The following is a 17,558-nucleotide window of genomic DNA, read 5'->3' as shown; positions in this document are numbered from 1 at the left end:
GCCGCCCTGAGCTATGCCGATGGCAGTGACTTCCTGGCGACCGGCACCGATCACACCGGTTGGGAAGCCGCACTGGGCTACAACTTCGAGAACGGCTTCGGTCTGATGGCGCTGTGGAACAAGCAGGAGCAGGACAAAGCCGGTACCAAGAAAGACAACGTGGACTACTACACTCTGGGTGCCCAGTACAAATTCAACAAGAACCTGCGGGTGATTGGCGAGTACCGCATCAACAATCTGGACAGCGTTGCCGGCAAAGCGACAGCCAACCAGGATGACTTCCAGCTGGCTGCCCGTTACGACTTCTAATCGAAGTTTTGCGGATACCCAAAGCGCGATGGCTTGCCATCGCGCTTTTTCGTCGCTGTTGCTCAGAAAACCACAAACTGACCTAGGCTCAACAGTAGATGTATCGCCGGAGAGATGATCATGGTCAGGCTGCTTTTCGCCCTGCTCTTGCTGCTGGCTCTTCCCGCTCACGCCCTCTCTATCGCCATGGTACTGTGGCGCGGTGAAACCGCAGCCGAAGCGGGCTTTCGGGCAGAGCTGACCCGCCTTGGCTATCAGGCCACCATCACCACCTATAACGCCGATCAGGATCGTACGGCGCTGGCAACCATGCTGCGCCAGCAGATGCTGCCGAAACTGGCCGAATACGACTACATCTACACCTTTGGCACCACCGCCACCACCATGACCAAGAGTCTGGTAGCTAACCGCAAGCCACTGATCTTCAACGTGGTCTCCGATCCGGTCGGGGCAGGCATTCTCTCGGAAGACAAAACCCAGAACAGCATGGTGGCCGGGGTGAGCAATATGGTGCCGATGGCGCTGCAACTGGCCAACGCCAGCGAGCATCTGGCCACCGGCAAACGGCTGCTGCTACCCTTCAACCCCCGTGAGCAGAACACCCTGCTGGTGGCCGATATGCTGCTCAATGAAGCGAAGCGCTATCAGTGGCAGATGGTCACCTGGCGAATGGCCCCTGACCCACGGCGGCTGAACAACGAACTGAAGCGGCTGCAACAGGATGCCAAAAACGACATCGTCTTTCTGGCCGCAGATAGCTATCTGCTCTCCATCGCCCCCCGTCTGCTGAATGCACTAAACGAGGCAGCCATCCCCACCATCTGCAGTGCCGAACTGTTCGTCGAGCACGGCTGTAGCGTTGGCACCATCAGCAGCTACGAGGCGCTGGGCAAGATGGCCGCCGGGATCATCCACCGCCACCAGCAGGGAACACAGCTGCAGGATATACCACTGCAGACCGATCCCCATCCCAAGCTGGTGCTGGGACAACTGGGCAACGCCACCACGCAGGAGGCGAGCACCGAAAAGCCGAAGCCTTGATACAGATCTCGGCCAATCAGGCTCCGGGCGGGTATGCTGTTGGCCCCCATCGCCCGAGAGCCTGCCCCCATGAACACCACCGTCTTTTTTGCCGTCCTGCTGGCCGCCCTGCTTCACGCCAGCTGGAATGCGCTGGTCAAAATTGGCGAAGAGCGGCTGGTGGGCGTGTCACTGGTGGCGATCTTCTCCGGGCTTATCGCCGCCGTGGCGCTACTGCCAATGGGGCTTCCCTCTGCTGCCGAACTGCCCTGGCTCGGCCTCTCAATTCTGCTCCATACCGGTTACTGCCTGTTTCTCAGCCATGCCTACAATCAGGGCGATTTTGGCCAGATCTATCCGCTGGCCCGTGGCAGTGCCCCGCTGCTTGCCATGGTGTTAAGTGCCATGTTGCTGGGGGACTACCCCGGCTACGGCGGCATCATCGGCGCCTGCGTGCTGATCATGGGGGTCTTGCTGATGGCCTGGCGAGGCGGGCAACAGCGCCTTGGCAGCAAAGCGATTCGAGCGGCACTGATCACGGCCATGTTTACGGCGACCTATACCCTCTCGGATGGGGCCGGTGCCCGCGCAGGGGGTGAACCTGTGCGCTACACACTCTGGCTCTTTGCCTGTACCGGGCTGGCGATGCTGTTGGTGCTGATCGTCCACCAGAGACGCAACGCATGGCGCCAAATCCGCCGCCATGCACTGTCAGGCATGGCAGGAGGCGCCATGTCACTGCTCGCCTACGGGATTGTCATCTGGGCCATGACCCAAGCCCCCATTGGCGTGGTCGCGGCTCTGCGTGAAAGCAGCGTGCTGTTTGCCATGCTGCTCTCGGTCTGGTTGCTGAAAGAGCCGCTCGGGCGCGTGCGGCTGACGGCGGCGGCCATCATCACTGGCGGCGTGCTGCTGACCCGGCTGGGAGGATAAGCGCTGTCGCCATTGGTGCGTATTTATCTGACAGGATGGCGTAATTCACTCCGCCAAATATGCCGAATACGAATAATGGAAATAAGTGTCAGCCCTGGCGTAAATGTTTACATCCGCAACGTATCAATTAACTGGCAGGTCTGTTTATTTCAACCACAGCTTCATTCGGGAAACTTACCTGCCCAGCAGCATTAATGATAAAATCGTTCACAGTTAAATTTCGGCAACGCTGACCAATATCGCGCATGGCACAGACCATGCTGCTCTGCCCATACATTCATTGACCGCCTGACGGGTAATCCAGCCCGGTCAGAGATGACCTGATCGCGCCCGCCACAGCAGGATGGCATGGCGCTACCGCGTTATTAATGGGTCCGGTTTCGTCTGTTTAATTTTTGATTATTTTAAATCCAGCACCATCAGGGAGTTTTTAATATGTCAGCAAAAAAGCTGAAGTTGGGCGCCTTTATATTGATGATATTAACATCGGTATTTGGCGTTACTAATATCGGGATCGGTTTTTACCGAATGGGATATGCCGCCATTCCGATGTTCGTGATCGGCGGACTGTTCTTCTTCATCCCGTTCATTTTGATGATGATCGAATTCGGCACCGGTTTTCGCAAAGAGGCGGGCGGCATCTTTACCTGGATGCGCCACTCGGTCTCGACCCGATTCGCCTTTATCGGTCTGACCATGTGGTTCGCCTCCTACGTCATCTGGATGTTTGGCAAGGCGCTCTCCATGTGGGTGCCCCTCTCCTTCATGCTGTTTGGCCGCGACATCACCGTCATCCCGGTCACCCTGGGCACCAGCATCGACTTCGGCCCCTTTATTCTGGGTGTGGTCGCCATCGCGCTGGTTGCTACCGTCACCAAGCTCATCACCCTGGGTAGCGCCCGCTTCGCCAAGGTGGCGGCCATCGGCGGTCTCTCTGTGGTGGCACTCAACGTGTTGCTGCTGGTCGGCGGCGTCTTCACCTTCGCGGTGAGCGGCATGACTCTGCAGGAGCCCTTCACCCAGGCATCGCTGACAGCGTCTCCCAATGCCGCTTTCAACGACATCATCCCCTTCCTCGGCTTTATGGTGTTCGCCATCTTCGCCTACGGCGGGGTCGAGGCGATGGCCGGGGTGGCTGACGAGCTGGAAGATCCGGAGCGCGACCTCAAGCGCGGCATCTTCCTCTCCGGCGCCTTCATCGTTCTCTGCTACATCATCGGCTTTCTGGCGGTCGGCTCCATCATGCGCTGGAGCGACTTCCCGGCCGAGGGGATCACCTCTCTCTCCGCCCTCTTCATCATCATGCTGGAGCTGGGGCGCCATCTCGGTGGCGAGTGGCTGGGACAGGTATTCATGCGCTTTGCTGGCCTTGGCATGTTCCTGAGCTATCTGGGTGCCTTTATCGCCCTCTCCTACGCGCCACTGCGCCAGTTCATCACCGGCACCCCGAGTTACTTCTGGCCGGAGCGTTTCCAACGCGAGAACGAGAATGGCGTGCGGATTGAAGCCCTCAAGGTGCAAGCCTGGGTGGTCTGTCTGTTCATTGCCGCCAAATCCATCTTCACCCTGATCAACCCGGAAGGGGCCGCCGCCCTCTATGAGCTGATCATCACCATGACCAACGTCGGCATGACCCTGCCCTACATGTTCCTCATCTACGCCTGGTATCGCTATCGCAATAACCCGGCGCTGGGCAAGGATCTGATCTTCTTCAAGAGCGCGGGCTCGGTACTGCTGGCCACCATCATCAGCCTGATCCTGGTCGCCTTCGGCAACGTCTTTACCGTGGTCGCCCCCTTTATCTCCGGCGATATCTCCACCGGTGTCTGGACCATCATTGGCCCGCTGCTGTTCGTGGTGATCGCCATGCGCTTCAAGATCAAGCAGGAAGATGCCCACTAAACGGTAAGCAAAACTCCATGCTAATCGGGACCATTCTGGTCCCGATTTTTTTAGCGCCGGCTTCCGCTCACCATCACGGCCAGCCCATAGTTTCAATGCAAAAAAAAGACTCCATGGAGACCTCCTTTACGTTCTCCTCGCCGTCAGAGCACGCTCAACGCCGTAAATTATCAATATCAAGGTGAGAATGATTGTGAAGCGCCAGTTCACGACATATAACTTAGCGAGATATCCCTGTATTTCGTCCGGTAGAGCTGATCATGATGATGCGTTCCCTCCTTCCCCTGTTGCTTGGCGCAGTAATGCTGCCGGCCACTATGGACAGTGCCCATGCCAACCCCTTTTCCGCCAGCAGCAAGAGCAGCAGCGGCTTTCTCGAGCGACGGGATGTGCCCAACCTCAGCTCGGCTGCCTTCGTGGTGGCCAACCACAGAACCGGCGAGGTGATCTCCGAGCGCAACGGCAACCGGGTAATGCCCATCGCCTCACTCACCAAGCTGATGACGGCGCTGGTAGTGCTGGATGCCAACCTGCGCCTCAACGAAATGCTCACCGTGACCAATGCCGACATCGACCGCATCAAGGGAACCGGCTCGCGCCTGGCCATCGGTTCCAGGCTCAGCCGCGCCGAAATGCTCCATATCGCCCTGATGTCCTCTGAAAATCGCGCCGCCTCGGCGCTGGCCCGCCACTATCCCGGCGGCCAGCGTGCCTTCGTCGAGGCGATGAACGCCAAAGCCCGCATGCTGGGGATGTGGAATACCCGCTATGCCGACAGCACCGGGCTCAACCCGCGCAATGTCTCCACCGCGCAGGATCTCGCCAAACTCGCCGCCGCAGCGGCCTCCTATCCGCTGATCCGCCAGTACTCCACCGACGAGCAGAGTTATGTGCGCACCAACAAGCGTCAGCTGCACTACCTCAACTCCAACCGGCTGATCCGCGAAGGGCAATGGGAGTTCACCCTCTCCAAGACCGGCTATATCCGCGAAGCGGGCCGCTGTCTGGTGCTGGGTACCAAGGTCAATCGCGAGCCGGTGATCATGGTGCTGCTCAATGCCGAGACCACCAACGATAGGGTCGCCGATGCCAAGCGGATCAAAACCTGGCTGGAGAGCTCGGGCAGAACCACCCTGGCCGCCAACCAGAGCAGCATGCTGACTCACCAGTAAGATCGAGATCCCCAACCAAGCGAGGCACCCGCCTCGCTTTTTTCTGCGTGACCGCGCCCAAAAAACGGGAGCCCGCTCCCGTTACAGGTAACACCTTCCACCATCCCGTTACAAAACGTAACTACTCAACAGCGTGATTCACACTAATAGAATCAATTGGTTGTAACCTAGCAGCAAGAATTTTAGCGTGCCGTCACAACCCCTGTAACGACGAGCCACCATGCGTATTTCCAGTATCGAGTGCGGGCGGGTACTGGCCATTCTGGCCGTGATGACCATTCACGTATCCCCCTTCGCCAATCCCTTCAATCCCGCCCTGTGGGGAAGCAGATCCTGGTTCTGGCTGAGCGGCACCATCAACCAGCTATGTCGCTTTGCCGTGCCGCTGTTTTTCCTCTGTGCCGGTTATTTTCTGCAGCCGAGACTGAGTCGCGAGGCGCCGCTGACCGTGGCCTGGCGCTACTGCCGCCCCTTGCTGCTACTCTGGCTGGTGTGGAGCCTGGTCTACCTGCTGGTGCCGTTCAATCCGCTGGATGCCGTGCAGCAAGGCTATCTGGCCTCCCTGCGCGGGCAGTGGCAATTCCAGCTCGGCGACCCCCTCAATGGCTGGCTGGTGGGCGGCATGATCCACCTCTGGTTTCTGCCAGCCCTGGTGATGGCGGTGGCCCTGCTGGCACTCTGCTATCGGCTTGGCAGACCATCGCTCGCCCTCTGGCTGGGTCTTGGCCTTTACCTGCTGGCGCTGCTGGGGGGCTCCTATGCCAAGCCGCTACTGGGTGCCGAGTGGCCACTGCTCACCCGTAACGGCCCCTTCTTCTCCCTGCTGTTTGTGGCGCTTGGTGCCCTGCTGCGCCAGCGTCAGTGGCAGCCCGATGCCCGCATCGGCTGGCAACTGCTGCTGGCGGGCGTGGCGCTCTATGGCTGTGAAGCCTGGGCACTGCAGCACTTTGCCGCAGTGCCGCTCACCCGCCACGACTTCCTGCTCGGCTCCCTTCCCTGGGCTATCGGCCTGTTTGGCCTGCTGCTGGCCAACCCCGAGTGGGGCAAGGGCAGCTGGCTTGAGCGCCAGGCCCCCAAAGTGCTCGGGATCTACTGCCTGCACATGATACTGGTGGTCTGGCTCTTCGTGTTCGGCCCGCAGGGCGCATCCATCCTGTGGGAGATTGCTAAAGTGCCGCTGCTGCTGGGATCGTCTCTGCTGGCCTATCGCCTGATGGCGGCCCTGCCCCTCGCCCGCCGACTGCTGCGTACTCGCTGAGTCCGGTATCCGGCCCGTCCTATCGGGCCGGATACCTCTTCACGTTTAGCCCCTTTCTCTTCCGCTACGCCCTTTTTGCTCTCGCTTCATTACCGCAGTTTGCTGCAATGGTTCTACTTTTCAGCCGCGCTTCCCCAACCGTAAAACCTGCCACCACAGCCCCCCTCTATTTTCACCTTGCCAGACAAATGAAAATCAATATCATTGGCATCCCGCTTGAGCGGGTCAGGCTAATTATAATTAAATCAATATGTTCGAGCCGTCAGGTCGACATCCAAAGAGTCAATATTGAATATGCAGCACCCTCACTTTCGCAGAACGCTAGTCTCGCTGGCACTGCTGGGCACCGGCTTCACTGCGCAGGCCACTGATGAAACCATGACAGTGGTTGGCAAACGATCCCAGCATCAGGAAGTTGCCACCGCAACCCGTACCAATACGCCAGCCAAGCTGGTTCCCCAGACCATCGACAGCGTCAAGGTCAGCGAGCTGACCGCCTTCGGCCAACCAACGCTGAGTGAAGCCCTGAGCGGCATTCCCGGGGTCAACGCAAGCGGTGATACCCGCTTCGACGGGGTCAATATCCGCGGCTTCAGCGCCAGCAACGACTTCTATCTCGACGGATTCCGCGACGACATGCAGTACACCCGGGATCTCGGCAACATCGAGCGGGTGGAAGTGCTCAAGGGCCCGGCTGCCGTGCTCTACGGCCGCGGCAGCACGGGGGGCATCGTCAACCGGGTCAGCAAGAAGCCGCAAAAAGGGCAGGAGTCCAGCGTCACCGCCCGGGTCGGCAGCTTTGACAGCCAGCGGCTAACCGCCGACCTCAATGGCGAGGCGAGTGAGCAGGTGCAACTGCGCCTCAACATGGCGCAAGAGGACAAAGATAGCTTCCGCAACGGCGTGAAGAGCAAGCGCACCCTGCTGGCCCCCTCCGCCAACTGGGAGATCAGCGACAACCTCAACTGGCTGGTGCAGTACGAGCGCAACGAACATGACCGCACCCCGGATCGCGGCATTCCCGGGGTCAATGGCCGTCCGGCCGATGTGCCGCGAGAGTATGTCTACAGCGATACCAGCCGCGACTTCATCGATGACGTGGCACAATCCACCCGCTCACGCCTCTCCTGGGATATCAACGATCAGTGGCAGTTGCGCCAGCAGCTCGGTTACTCCACCCTCGACAGCCAGTTTGACAACACCTATGTCACCAGCGTCAAAGGGGATCAGGTGACCCGCTCCCGCTGGCAGCAGGATCTGAAAGCGAAGAACCTGATCAGCAACACCGAGGCCGAGGGTCTGTTCCAGACCGGCCCGGTGGAACATCGCCTGCTGGTTGGCTTCGAGCAGAACTGGCAGGAGCGCACACCCAAGCTCTACCAGAACGCCACCGCCATCCCGTCTGGCAATCTCTACGATCCGGGCTCACTGCCTACCTACAATGGCGCCATGAAGCTCTCCAGCGACGCCAAACACAAGGTGCGCGGCAATGGCCTCTATCTGCAGGATCAGCTCAGCCTGGGTGACTGGCATCTGGTTGGCGGGCTGCGCCGTGACGACTTCACTGTCACCAGTCGCCGCTACGACCTCAACAAGGAGGAGAGCGTCTCGGTCAACAGCCTGAGCCCGCGCCTTGGTCTGGTGTGGAATCCCCTCGAGGATCACGCCTTCTACACCTCCTACAGCAAGACCTTCACTCCGGTGGGCGGAGAGCTGATCGGCATCACCCCGGGTGACAAGAACAACGGGCTGGAACCCCAGCACACCCGCCTCTACGAAGGTGGTGTGAAGAGTGACTGGCTGAACGGCAAGCTGGCGACCACTCTCTCCCTCTATCGACTGGAGATGTACAACAAGCGCACCAAGGATCCGCTGGATCCCACCAAGGTGATCCTTACCGGCCTGCAACGTACCGAAGGGATCGAGCTGAGCGCCCGTGCCGAGCTGACCGACGAGATCTACCTGCGTGGCGGCTTCGCCATTCAGGATGCCGAGCAGGTCAAGGCGGATGCGGATCTGCAGGGCAAGCGCCCGATGAACGTCTCCCGTCAGAATGGCCAGTTCTATCTCGGCTACAAGAGTGGCGAGCAGGGCTGGTTCGGCGAAACCGGCGTGACGGCAGTGGGCGATCGCTTTGCCGACAACGCCAACACCACCACTCTGCCCGGTTACGCCCGCTTCGATGCGCGCGCCGGTTATCGCTGGCAGCAGTGGGAAGCCGAGCTGAGCGCCGAAAACCTTACCGATCACGAGTACTTTGTCAGCGCCACCAGTGCCACCCAGATCATGCCGGGTACACCCCGTCAGCTGAGTCTGACCGGTACCTACCGCTTCTGATCTCAGTGACAACCACCCCGACTGGCCAGCCCCTGCTGGCCAGTTTTTTTATGAAGCAACCACGATGAAACGCAGAAGAGTTCCCCTTCACAACAACAAATGGGTACGCCGCCTCCATGCCTGGGCCGGTTTTTTTACCCTCGCCCTGATGCTGATGTACGGCATCACCGGTCTCTGGCTGCAACACCGTGCCGTGTTGCCCATCCCCGGCCCCCACACCGACAAATCGAGTGAAGAGATAGTGCTGGAGGCGCCGCTCGCCAGCCCGGAGCAGCTGAAAATCCTGCTGCAACAGCGCTATCCCGATACCTTTGCCGACGGGCGAACCATGATCACCCCGACCCAGACCCTGCCCACCCCGAACGGCCCGCTCATCCTGCCCGCCAAGTGGGAGATGCGCGGCGTCACCCTCAGCCAGAGCGTGGCCGCCAGCTATGTTGAGGGTACCCTGCTGGTACGTACCGACCTGCAACTGGCCAACTTTGCCGCCAGCCTCAACCGGCTGCACCGCGGCATGGGCACCGGCCTCGGCTGGCAGCTGTTTGGCGATATCGCCGCCCTGGCCCTGCTGCTGCTCGCCCTCACCAGCCTGTTTATGTGGACCAAGCTGCACGGCACACCCAGAGCCATCATAGCGCTGACACTCGCTGGCACCCTCGGTACCCTGCTGTTTGCCCTGCTGGGGTAACGCAGCAACCATGATCTGATGCAGCAAGGTTTGGAAAGAAAACCGCAATAAAAACAGGCCGCTGGCGGTGATGCCGGCGGCCACATCAAGAAAAGGAAATAACGGAGAGCGGGAAAAGAGAAGGGATACCAAGAGGTAACGGGAAGTACTGCCAGCTCAACAGTAACGCTCCAATGTGCAGGAACGCTAAAAAACAAAAGGCCATCATTGCTGATGGCCTTTTGTCATGAATTTGATGGTGCCCGGGGTCGGACTCGAACCGACACGGTTATTCACCGGCGGATTTTGAAACCATCGCAAGCCATTTTAAATCAATAACTTGCCGTGTTTTCGCGGGTTTGCTTGGGGATGGATGGGGCTTATTGGGTATCGCTGGTGAGCGCTGCCGCCATTTTGCCGCCATTTTTCAGCGCGGTGATCGGGTTGAGTTTGACTGCATCTTCAAGGTGATCCGGGGCAAAGTGAGCATAGCGCATTGTCATCTTAATATCGGTATGCCCTAGGATCCGTTGCAACACCAGAATGTTACCTCCCCCCATCATAAAGTGACTGGCGAAGGTATGACGCAGAACGTGGGTGCTTTGGCCTGCAGGCAATTCAATCTCGGCCCGCCTTATCGCCTTCTCGAACTCAGCGTAGCAGTCACCAAATAAGCGGCCAGTGCGCTTGGGCAACAAGGCCAATAGCCAACCTGCCACCGGCACAGTGCGATTCTTCTTGCCTTTCGTTCGGGTGAAAGTAAGCCGGCCGATGCCAACCTGTGAACGGGTAAGCTTCTCGATCTCTGACCAGCGAGCACCGGTCGAAAGGCAGAGCATCACGATCAGCCACAAATCTTTCAGGCCTGCACAGGCCGCGAGTAACCGTTCAATCTCATCCTGATTCAGGAACGCCAGCTCGGATTCTTGCACCTTGTACTGACGCAACACCTCTAGCGGGTTACCGTGCGCCCACTCACCCAAGCGGCCAAGTTCATTGAAAACCGCCTGCAGGTAGAGCAGTTCGCGGTTGATGGTGGTCGGGGATACCTGTTTGCGCTGACCGGGCACATACAGTTCTCCTGCCAATCTCCGTTCGCGGTAAGCCGCAAACTGTTGGGCCGTGAACTCGGTAGCCAGCGGGTTGCCCAACGCCTCAGCCAGCCAATTCAGCTTGTCGCGGCGTCGCTCACCATCGGTCAGGGTTTGGCCGTGGCGACCATACCAGAGCGCCACCAAGTCACTCAGCCGCCGCTCATCCGCATTACCCACCTCTGGCCGCTGCCAGGGCTGCGCCAGCATGTGTTTTTCCCACGCAAGCGCTTCGCCTTTGGTAGCGAAGCGCTTACGCATGCGAGGGCCATCACGGCCTTGAGGGTAAACCTCAACCAACCAGGGTTTGGTTGAGCCATCGGAAAGTTTACGAACGGTCATGAATCTTCTGTTTTTTCTTGCTCTTCAGCTTCGGGGTCAAGCCAATGCTCTAACGAAGTACAATAGCCCTGCTTAGGGTGTGAGGGGGTTTGGGGAAAAGCGAGAGTTAGTAGACCTTCTCTAACCATTGGCTTTAGGTAATTTTTCCGTAGTGAGTCGGCACTCCGCCCCAGCAGAGTGCTGATATCTGCCAGCGTCAGGTAACCTGCACTGCAAACATCCATAATTGCTTGCCGAGTTTGTTCTTCTGTTGTCTTACGCTTTGGAATTGCCTTGTATGGCGCCACTCGAGCCTCAAGAATGGACCAGATTGATGCTAAAAATGACTGGTATTCGTCTGGAGATGTCCCGAATGAATAATCCGAATCCGAACTTAGCTCCGGACTTAGCTCCGGACTTAGCTCCGGACTTAGCTCCGGACTTAGCTCCGGACTTAGCCCCGGACTTAGCTCCGGACTTAGCTCCGGACTTAGTTCCGGATTGTGAGGGTAACTGCAATCCTTCATGCTGTTAGGATTCTGGATAAACACCGCTTCCATAAATTCCTGTCCATACTCATCATCAGGTGTCATCGGTTGTACATCTGGTAGATGGTAGAACTTGCTCTTATGGCTTCCTTTGGATAGTAGCAACCCTTGTCGCTCCAGTTTGTATAGCGCGACAGTAATGTTTCTGCGGTGATCTTCTGTGACCCCACATATCCTTTCGTGGTTTACCCACCCATCCAAATCAGCATAATAAAGGATCAACTTTTCTAGTGCTGGTAGTGCTGTGATATCAATTCCCAATCGATGGGAAAGCTCATTCATCTTTTCCAAAGGAATAATGTCTGTCATGTGCAACTCAAGAAGAGTCTGTTCGGGAAGCTCAACCTCTCGCAGCCTAGGCTGTGCCCATTGACGACTCTTCCAGCCGCTAAAAATCTTCGGTATCCCAGACCCAGCACGCTCACCAAGGCCAATCATCAAGAACATCTGATGCAAAATCCCGTTGCGACAATCACTGTTACTACCCTTAATGGCCAGCTCGTAGGGGATTCGCATTAAGCCCGGGTTTCTGAAACCAAACATATCGGGCCGCTTAACTATCAATACCGATACGTTCCCAGAATAATCCGCATGAACAAGAGCATTAATCAGGGCCTCACGCAGCGCGACATGGACCGGGCTATCCTCGACACGTAAACCTTCTGTCAGAGTAAATTGGACTTTGAGGTCAGCAATGAGTTTGCGATAGACCTTACGGTAAAAATCGAACAAGTTGCCTGACCAGCTTCCATCAGGGAACACACGGTCGATCCAGCGCCTTTCTGCCCTGGCTTCTGGCCGCTCTTGGTAGTCCACAACATAATGCGGAACACCTTCTTGAATGGCATCCCACTTTCCAAACATGAGTAATCCAGCAAGGGTTATCCCTTTCTCACCCGTTGCTCTATTGTGCCGCCAGCCTCGTAAGCTCTTTACCAACTCTTCTGAGGAAAGATCTAACCAAGGGTGTCCCGGTTTGGCAGCCAAAAGGTAATTTCGGTAAGCACTTATGCTCTCAGGGTCCAGGTCATCAAAAGTAAAACCGGTAAGAATTCTGGCATCACGCTCATCCTCTATCTGTTCGGCAACCATACGTTTGACCGTTTCACGGTCACATGGCCGATCACCATCATGGAGTCGTCGATAAGTCCCCGAGTACATATCGTTGTTGATGAATACTGGTTTCTGTTTCCGCGTCGCGGCAGGGATGTTAATACGAAGAAACTGCTTGCCGTCTTGGATCAGCGTGACGACATCGTCTTCTGACAGCAGGTTAGAACTAACCTTGGATGGATTATTTAGCTGGTTAAAAAGGTCTTGCTTCACCTTCTCAATATTTTCTATTCCAGCAACAGAAAACTGACCTTTGTTTTCTTTGACGCCGAGTAGAACAACACCGCCCTTGGCGTTAGCCATGCCGCTGTAGGTTCGCCAAAAATCTTTAGGTAACTCCCCTTTGCCACCGGCCCCCTGAGCCAACTTGCACTCAAGCTCACAAGTTTCAACCAAGGTCTCAAAGTCCAGCTCGCAATCATCCTGCGGATGTTCTGTATTCATCAGTATGGGTACCTTGAAAAAAGGACGCCTTGGCGCCCTTATCGTTTCCGGAAAGTTCGATGCTCGACCATCACGCCAATGATCTCGATGTGCTGCCGATCTGAATGCATGGTTGGGTAATCGTCATTGAGGGGAACTAGCTCGAACACCTCTTGTCCGTTCTCATCAATGCCGCGGGGCCGGTACTTCTTGAAGGTGGCCTCTTCGCCGCCATTCTTGGCCACTACATAGTCACCAGGACGTGGTTGTTCGTCAGGATCAATGATTACCAGATCCCCTTCATTGAAAAACGGGGTCATGGAGTTGCCACGTAGCCAAAGGCCAAATCCACAAGGACCGATATCAACGCTGGCAGACACAAATTCCACATTGCCATCGAAAGTCGTGGCCTGCTCACACATCTCCCGCCAGTTGCCAGCCTGGACATAGCTCAGGATCGGCACCCGATTCCCCTGGGGGATCACTGCCGGCTCAACGTTCGACTGTTCAGGCGACCCCTTCCCCGTAGAAAGCCAGTGCGCTGAAACTCCAAACATCTTAGCCAATGCGACTAAATAATCAGCGCTCGGCGAGACATCCCCACTTTCCCATTGAGATACCGAAGCTCGACTTGCGCCAATACGCTCACCCACTTGTTGTTGGGTAAGTCCATGCTTTTTACGAAGTTCTTTGATGCGTTCACTTTTCATAGTTGGAAACTTTAACATCGACAAGCGTTGGATCCTTTACATCTCAATGTTGACATTCCAAACAAAGGATCGTAAAAACTCCAACATCAATGTTTGGACATCCAACGCGAGGGCATTCATGAAGAAGCAAGATGTACTTAGCCACTTCGGTGGAGTTACCAAAACGGCTAATGCCTTGGGCATTAACAGGGCCACGGTTTCTTGTTGGGGTGAAGTCATTCCCAAGGGTCGCGCCTACCAGATCGAGGTGATGACCGGCGGCAAACTGAAAGCCGACGACTCGCAACCTCGCACCGCACAATGAGGGTAGCACCAATGCCACCACGTCATATCAATCCTGCTGTTTCGCATGCTCCGCCGGCAACCGTCAGTGCGATCAATCTTGTGATCTCCCCTGACATTCCACCGCTGATGCCCATCGCCAAGTTCGCAGAGTGGATCGGTGTCTCTGTTGACACTGCTCGCCACTGGGTCAGAACCGGCCGCCTCGATGTCATGGAAAAAACCAGAGGCAACGAGCTGGTGATGGTCAAGGTGCATGTGTTCATCGCTAAGCAGATGGCCGGCTCGATGTTAGTACACAACTTCAAGCTCGCGAGTTAACCATAACCGGCCAAGGATGAGTTCACTATGTTTGACCTGAGTTCAACCAAACAACCGCACTTCGAGTCCGCCTGCTCACGCTTTGCCGCCAGCCATTCTTTGGCCGAAGTGGCCCGCGCTGCAGGTATCGGTGAGCAGGTACTGCGCAACAAGCTGAACCCGGAGCAACCGCACCAACTCACCGCCCGGGAACTGGTGGCTATTTATCACGCCACCGAGGGGGACGAGACGCTGTTCGACGGCCTGCTGTTGGAGTGCGGCCTCACTGCAGTGGCTATTCCCAAGGCTGAGCGAGCCCCTTCCCTGCCCCACCAGGCTATCGACCTGAACGCCAAGATCGCCAGCATTGGCCAGCGAGCACTGGAACTGACAGACCGCGGCCGGATTACCCGCTCTGAGCGCAACACCCTGGTGAGCGTGGCCACCTCGGCCATGGGGTCACTCGCCATCCTGATCCACGACATTGAAGCCCGCTTTCAAGCGGTGCCGACCCTGGCCTGTGCGTCAGACATCCTGATGCAAACCATGACCATGTAAGGGGGAACCCATGCAAACCCAACGCATTGACCATCAACAACGCAATCTGGCTGGCCTGACGCCAGAAGAACAGGTGGCCATGAACACCGCCGGCTGCATGTTGCTGCGCGAGATGCTCGGCAAGAAACGCTCGAGCCTCGACACCGACTGGCTGGCACTGGGCCAGGCCAAGAAAGCGGCCATCTGTGCCATCGCCCGCCAGCCTCGGGGCGAACTGATGAGCGCCACGCTGTCGGCATTGCCGCATGCGCAGCGCGAGGCAATCCGCCTTGCCGTGATTGCACTGGAGTACCAAGGAGAGTTTCGCGGCGGCTGTGACAGCAAAGTGTGGCACCCGGCTCCGGTCACCAGATCTATCAGGGATATCGAGAGGGAGAAAAAAGAGAGAGCAGCAAAGCTGCACATGAAACGCGCAGTGCTGGCAGCAAGCCAGATGACCGGGCAAGGCCCACGCCCCATTGGGCAATAAAAAAGCCCGCATTACGGAGGTGCAACTCCAAGCGGGCCTTATCAACAACGTATGAGGAAGTCGACATGGCAACTTTAGCGATCCCCTGCGCCCTGCGCAACCTTCGCATCCAACAACGCAAGCTGACGGGCCGCTATGGCGCCCGTCTTAGCCAACACCCGGACGGGGTTGCGCTTATCGAGCGGTCAACTGCACTGGCTTGGGCTTCTCTGTTCAGCCGCATCAACCCCTGCACCACTCAACAAGGAGCCTGACCATGAACGCACAACCGACCCAAATCAATCTGCTCAACCACCATGCCGCCAAGCGCCTGCGCCAGTTGCGGGAGCAGTTGAAGCTGAGCCGCCCCAAGTTTGCCGACCAGCTCGGCATTCCGCCCACCACGCTCAAGAACTACGAGCTGGGATACCGCGAGATCGGGGGCGGCCTGTTCCTGCTGATCGCCAACCACCCCGAGCTGAAGCGCCATGTCGATTGGCTGCTGACCGGTATCGCCACGCCGGAGGTGCAGGCATGAGCAAGATCTTCCATCCCATATCCGAGCAGGAGGCGCTGGCCGAGTTGCCGCGCCTGCGCCAGCGGCTCACCGCCAAAGCCCGTCACTCCTCATGCCTCAGAGGAACGGAGGGTAAAACCTTGTTAGCCCAGGCAAAGCGTGCCCTGCGCTGGCATCAGCTGTTTCTCAGCATCAACCGGAGGGCCTGCCAATGAGCGACATCATCAAGATTGCCCGCCAGGCGCCCAAGGTGGTCGAGGGGCTGCTGGCCGATATGTTTGCCGCCAATGCCGAAGATAACCGCATCGCCCTGGGCGGGGTTTACTCCGGCCAGCAGTACATCCAGCTGCAGCTGGTTGCGACCAGCAACCCGGCTGATCTGCTCGATGATGACGGCGACGAAGATGATGAAGAGGCGGCACCACTCCCCGCAAACAACCCGCTGACCACCCACTGGCTGGCAGCCCGCGCCGAGTTTATCGCCGCAGGCGGTGAGGCCAGAGGCGATCGGAATATCCCAAGGGAGCTGCTGGCGCTCGGTGCGGTGCGCTCTGTCTATTGGCTGGCACTGGGCCAGGGCGCAACCGCGCTGGCCAAAGAGATCGGCGAGTGGTGGCAGGAGTGCGCGCCACTGCATGGGCAAGGTGAGGTGATCAAGTGACTCATCACCTGCAGCAGGAACTGACCAGCCTGATGTATCGCTGGCAAGAGACCTATCGGGAAGACGCAGCGCGGCTGCGTCTTTATCAACGGGAGCTGGCCCATGCACGCCGGCTACCTGCCCGCCCCCACGTCAGCATCAAGATGTTGCTGCGCCAGTGTGCGGCCGCCCGTCGAATGAAAACCCATGCCCAGCAGCGCATCAGTGGATGCCTGTTTCGCATCAAGACGTTATCTGCTTAACGCATGACCAAGCTCACCACCCGGCTGCCGCTGTCGAGAAAAGCACAGCTGCAGCGCATCAACACCCTTTGCAACTCTCTGCCCGGCGTCAACTTTGACGCCGTTTTCGGCGGCCCACGCGGCCAATACGATCTGCTGTGGGCCATCCAGTTGCTCGATGGCCTCTCCCCCGAGTTAACCCGCGACCTGTTCAAGCAGTACGCACGACGCCGCAAGGATTGCAGCTTCACCCATTGCCGAGCGGCTAATATCTGGCTGCGGGAGCGAACCCGCTGGGTGCGCCAGCTGCTCCACTCCATCCCGGTCAACCCAAGGGAGATGCGCGATGAGGACGGCCGCAAGAAGGTGGCCCACCAGTTCGCCAACCAGACCGCAGCTATTTACAAGAACATCGAACAGGACATCAAAGACGGTGCCGAGCCGGATCTGCTGCAGACCTGGGCGCTGATGCGCCAGCCGGCCGATCAGTGGGACTTTATCGGCAAGATGCCCAAGTTCAAATCCGACGAGGTGCGGGATAACTGGATCCTGAGCGTGCTGGTGCGCCTGCTCTCTGCCAAGTGGTGGGAGAAGCGCGTCAACCGCTGCTGGGATCGGCTGCAGGAGCAGATCAACATTCTGCTCGGCAAAGTGCGAAAGGGCGTGTCTGCTTATGTATCGAACGCCACCATGAAGGTGGTGCGCGAACGCAAGCGGGCCATGATGCGCTGGCTGGCCGAGTCGGAAGTGGTCAACGAGCAGTATGA

Annotated in this window: 21 protein-coding genes; 18 read left to right on the top strand and 3 right to left on the bottom strand. The window is 57.8% G+C overall.

Translation table 11 applies throughout. The features are described 5' to 3' along the window. The 8 genes from AACS18_RS23630 to AACS18_RS19075 all read left to right on the top strand — a co-directional run. A partial coding sequence (locus tag AACS18_RS23630) for a porin (RefSeq protein ID WP_258228661.1) occupies window positions 1–309 on the top strand: 309 nt, incomplete at its 5' end. Window positions 310–429: 120 nt separating this feature from the next. Beyond that, window positions 430–1,350 (top strand): ABC transporter substrate-binding protein, encoded by a 921-nt coding sequence (locus AACS18_RS19105; RefSeq protein WP_108611899.1) that lies wholly within the window; start codon window positions 430–432, stop codon window positions 1,348–1,350. A gap of 33 nt (window positions 1,351–1,383) precedes the next feature. Beyond that, window positions 1,384–2,262, top strand: coding sequence for a DMT family transporter (locus tag AACS18_RS19100; protein WP_108611885.1), 879 nt, complete (start codon window positions 1,384–1,386; stop codon window positions 2,260–2,262). A gap of 435 nt (window positions 2,263–2,697) precedes the next feature. Then, window positions 2,698–4,164: a glutamate/gamma-aminobutyrate family transporter YjeM gene (gene yjeM / locus AACS18_RS19095; protein WP_108611884.1), complete on the top strand. Its 1,467-nt coding sequence runs from the start codon at window positions 2,698–2,700 to the stop codon at window positions 4,162–4,164. A gap of 260 nt (window positions 4,165–4,424) precedes the next feature. After that, entirely contained in the window at window positions 4,425–5,336 is a 912-nt protein-coding gene (gene pbpG / locus AACS18_RS19090) for a D-alanyl-D-alanine endopeptidase (protein ID WP_005336410.1), read from the top strand. Window positions 5,337–5,556: 220 nt separating this feature from the next. Further along, the gene (locus tag AACS18_RS19085; RefSeq protein ID WP_108611883.1) at window positions 5,557–6,594 is read left to right on the top strand and encodes an acyltransferase; all 1,038 of its coding nucleotides are present in this window, start codon (window positions 5,557–5,559) and stop codon (window positions 6,592–6,594) included. Window positions 6,595–6,888: 294 nt separating this feature from the next. After that, a complete protein-coding gene (locus AACS18_RS19080) occupies window positions 6,889–8,931 on the top strand; it encodes a TonB-dependent receptor (protein WP_108611882.1) in 2,043 nt (680 codons plus the stop codon). 64 nt (window positions 8,932–8,995) lie between these two features. Then, window positions 8,996–9,619 carry a PepSY-associated TM helix domain-containing protein gene (locus AACS18_RS19075; RefSeq protein ID WP_108611881.1) on the top strand — a complete coding sequence of 208 codons (624 nt, stop codon included), beginning with the start codon at window positions 8,996–8,998 and terminating at the stop codon, window positions 9,617–9,619. A 359-nt stretch (window positions 9,620–9,978) separates the two neighbouring features. Here the strand turns inward: AACS18_RS19075 and AACS18_RS19070 are convergent, their stop codons facing one another. From AACS18_RS19070 to AACS18_RS19060, 3 genes are read right to left on the bottom strand one after another with little or no spacing between them, the layout of a single operon-like run. Continuing rightward, window positions 9,979–11,031 (bottom strand): site-specific integrase, encoded by a 1,053-nt coding sequence (locus AACS18_RS19070; RefSeq protein ID WP_108611880.1) that lies wholly within the window; start codon window positions 11,029–11,031, stop codon window positions 9,979–9,981. After that, window positions 11,028–13,115 carry an RNA-binding domain-containing protein gene (locus AACS18_RS19065; protein ID WP_108611879.1) on the bottom strand — a complete coding sequence of 696 codons (2,088 nt, stop codon included), beginning with the start codon at window positions 13,113–13,115 and terminating at the stop codon, window positions 11,028–11,030. The genes AACS18_RS19070 and AACS18_RS19065 overlap by 4 nt, the downstream gene beginning before the upstream one ends. Before the next feature lie 38 nt (window positions 13,116–13,153). Then, window positions 13,154–13,804 (bottom strand): LexA family protein, encoded by a 651-nt coding sequence (locus tag AACS18_RS19060; RefSeq protein WP_108611878.1) that lies wholly within the window; start codon window positions 13,802–13,804, stop codon window positions 13,154–13,156. Between the two features lie 118 nt (window positions 13,805–13,922). Between AACS18_RS19060 and AACS18_RS19055 the strand changes: the two genes are divergently transcribed. The 10 genes from AACS18_RS19055 to AACS18_RS19010 all read left to right on the top strand — a co-directional run. Further along, complete coding sequence (locus tag AACS18_RS19055; RefSeq protein ID WP_108611898.1) at window positions 13,923–14,108, top strand: Cro/CI family transcriptional regulator; 186 nt, start codon at window positions 13,923–13,925, stop codon at window positions 14,106–14,108. 11 nt (window positions 14,109–14,119) lie between these two features. After that, window positions 14,120–14,407 (top strand): hypothetical protein, encoded by a 288-nt coding sequence (locus AACS18_RS19050; protein ID WP_108611877.1) that lies wholly within the window; start codon window positions 14,120–14,122, stop codon window positions 14,405–14,407. A 27-nt stretch (window positions 14,408–14,434) separates the two neighbouring features. After that, the gene (locus AACS18_RS19045; protein ID WP_108611876.1) at window positions 14,435–14,944 is read left to right on the top strand and encodes a phage regulatory CII family protein; all 510 of its coding nucleotides are present in this window, start codon (window positions 14,435–14,437) and stop codon (window positions 14,942–14,944) included. 10 nt (window positions 14,945–14,954) lie between these two features. Further along, entirely contained in the window at window positions 14,955–15,413 is a 459-nt protein-coding gene (locus AACS18_RS19040; RefSeq protein ID WP_108611875.1) for a hypothetical protein, read from the top strand. Window positions 15,414–15,478: 65 nt separating this feature from the next. Next, a complete protein-coding gene (locus AACS18_RS19035; RefSeq protein WP_041213699.1) occupies window positions 15,479–15,667 on the top strand; it encodes a hypothetical protein in 189 nt (62 codons plus the stop codon). 2 nt (window positions 15,668–15,669) lie between these two features. Further along, on the top strand, window positions 15,670–15,930 hold the full coding sequence (locus AACS18_RS19030; protein ID WP_024943315.1) for a helix-turn-helix domain-containing protein: 261 nt from the start codon (window positions 15,670–15,672) through the stop codon (window positions 15,928–15,930). Beyond that, a complete protein-coding gene (locus AACS18_RS19025; RefSeq protein WP_108570487.1) occupies window positions 15,927–16,124 on the top strand; it encodes a hypothetical protein in 198 nt (65 codons plus the stop codon). The genes AACS18_RS19030 and AACS18_RS19025 overlap by 4 nt, the downstream gene beginning before the upstream one ends. After that, on the top strand, window positions 16,121–16,570 hold the full coding sequence (locus AACS18_RS19020) for a hypothetical protein (protein WP_258228660.1): 450 nt from the start codon (window positions 16,121–16,123) through the stop codon (window positions 16,568–16,570). The genes AACS18_RS19025 and AACS18_RS19020 overlap by 4 nt, the downstream gene beginning before the upstream one ends. Continuing rightward, window positions 16,567–16,812 carry a hypothetical protein gene (locus tag AACS18_RS19015; protein WP_108611874.1) on the top strand — a complete coding sequence of 82 codons (246 nt, stop codon included), beginning with the start codon at window positions 16,567–16,569 and terminating at the stop codon, window positions 16,810–16,812. Before AACS18_RS19020 ends, AACS18_RS19015 begins: the two co-directional genes overlap by 4 nt. 3 nt (window positions 16,813–16,815) lie before the next feature. After that, the coding region (locus tag AACS18_RS19010; RefSeq protein WP_146184723.1) for a replication endonuclease at window positions 16,816–17,558 on the top strand (743 nt) is incomplete at its 3' end.

It is taken from the genome of Aeromonas sp. HMWF015 (genome assembly GCF_963878965.1).
Lineage (GTDB): Bacteria > Pseudomonadota > Gammaproteobacteria > Enterobacterales > Aeromonadaceae > Aeromonas > Aeromonas veronii.
This window is presented reverse-complemented; position numbering and strand designations above follow the sequence as displayed.

Excerpts from the sequence above, each read along its gene's own strand:
- AACS18_RS19105 (WP_108611899.1), top strand. The coding sequence starts at position 430 with ATGGTCAGGCTGCTTTTCGCCCTGCTCTTGCTGCTGGCTCTTCCCGCT.
- AACS18_RS19100 (WP_108611885.1), top strand. The coding sequence starts at position 1,384 with ATGCTGTTGGCCCCCATCGCCCGAGAGCCTGCCCCCATGAACACCACC.
- yjeM (WP_108611884.1), top strand. The coding sequence starts at position 2,698 with ATGTCAGCAAAAAAGCTGAAGTTGGGCGCCTTTATATTGATGATATTA.
- pbpG (WP_005336410.1), top strand. The coding sequence starts at position 4,425 with ATGATGATGCGTTCCCTCCTTCCCCTGTTGCTTGGCGCAGTAATGCTG.
- AACS18_RS19085 (WP_108611883.1), top strand. The coding sequence starts at position 5,557 with ATGCGTATTTCCAGTATCGAGTGCGGGCGGGTACTGGCCATTCTGGCC.
- AACS18_RS19080 (WP_108611882.1), top strand. The coding sequence starts at position 6,889 with ATGCAGCACCCTCACTTTCGCAGAACGCTAGTCTCGCTGGCACTGCTG.
- AACS18_RS19075 (WP_108611881.1), top strand. The coding sequence starts at position 8,996 with ATGAAACGCAGAAGAGTTCCCCTTCACAACAACAAATGGGTACGCCGC.
- AACS18_RS19070 (WP_108611880.1), bottom strand. The coding sequence starts at position 11,031 with ATGACCGTTCGTAAACTTTCCGATGGCTCAACCAAACCCTGGTTGGTT.
- AACS18_RS19065 (WP_108611879.1), bottom strand. The coding sequence starts at position 13,115 with ATGAATACAGAACATCCGCAGGATGATTGCGAGCTGGACTTTGAGACC.
- AACS18_RS19060 (WP_108611878.1), bottom strand. The coding sequence starts at position 13,804 with ATGAAAAGTGAACGCATCAAAGAACTTCGTAAAAAGCATGGACTTACC.
- AACS18_RS19055 (WP_108611898.1), top strand. The coding sequence starts at position 13,923 with ATGAAGAAGCAAGATGTACTTAGCCACTTCGGTGGAGTTACCAAAACG.
- AACS18_RS19050 (WP_108611877.1), top strand. The coding sequence starts at position 14,120 with ATGCCACCACGTCATATCAATCCTGCTGTTTCGCATGCTCCGCCGGCA.
- AACS18_RS19045 (WP_108611876.1), top strand. The coding sequence starts at position 14,435 with ATGTTTGACCTGAGTTCAACCAAACAACCGCACTTCGAGTCCGCCTGC.
- AACS18_RS19040 (WP_108611875.1), top strand. The coding sequence starts at position 14,955 with ATGCAAACCCAACGCATTGACCATCAACAACGCAATCTGGCTGGCCTG.
- AACS18_RS19035 (WP_041213699.1), top strand. The coding sequence starts at position 15,479 with ATGGCAACTTTAGCGATCCCCTGCGCCCTGCGCAACCTTCGCATCCAA.
- AACS18_RS19030 (WP_024943315.1), top strand. The coding sequence starts at position 15,670 with ATGAACGCACAACCGACCCAAATCAATCTGCTCAACCACCATGCCGCC.
- AACS18_RS19025 (WP_108570487.1), top strand. The coding sequence starts at position 15,927 with ATGAGCAAGATCTTCCATCCCATATCCGAGCAGGAGGCGCTGGCCGAG.
- AACS18_RS19020 (WP_258228660.1), top strand. The coding sequence starts at position 16,121 with ATGAGCGACATCATCAAGATTGCCCGCCAGGCGCCCAAGGTGGTCGAG.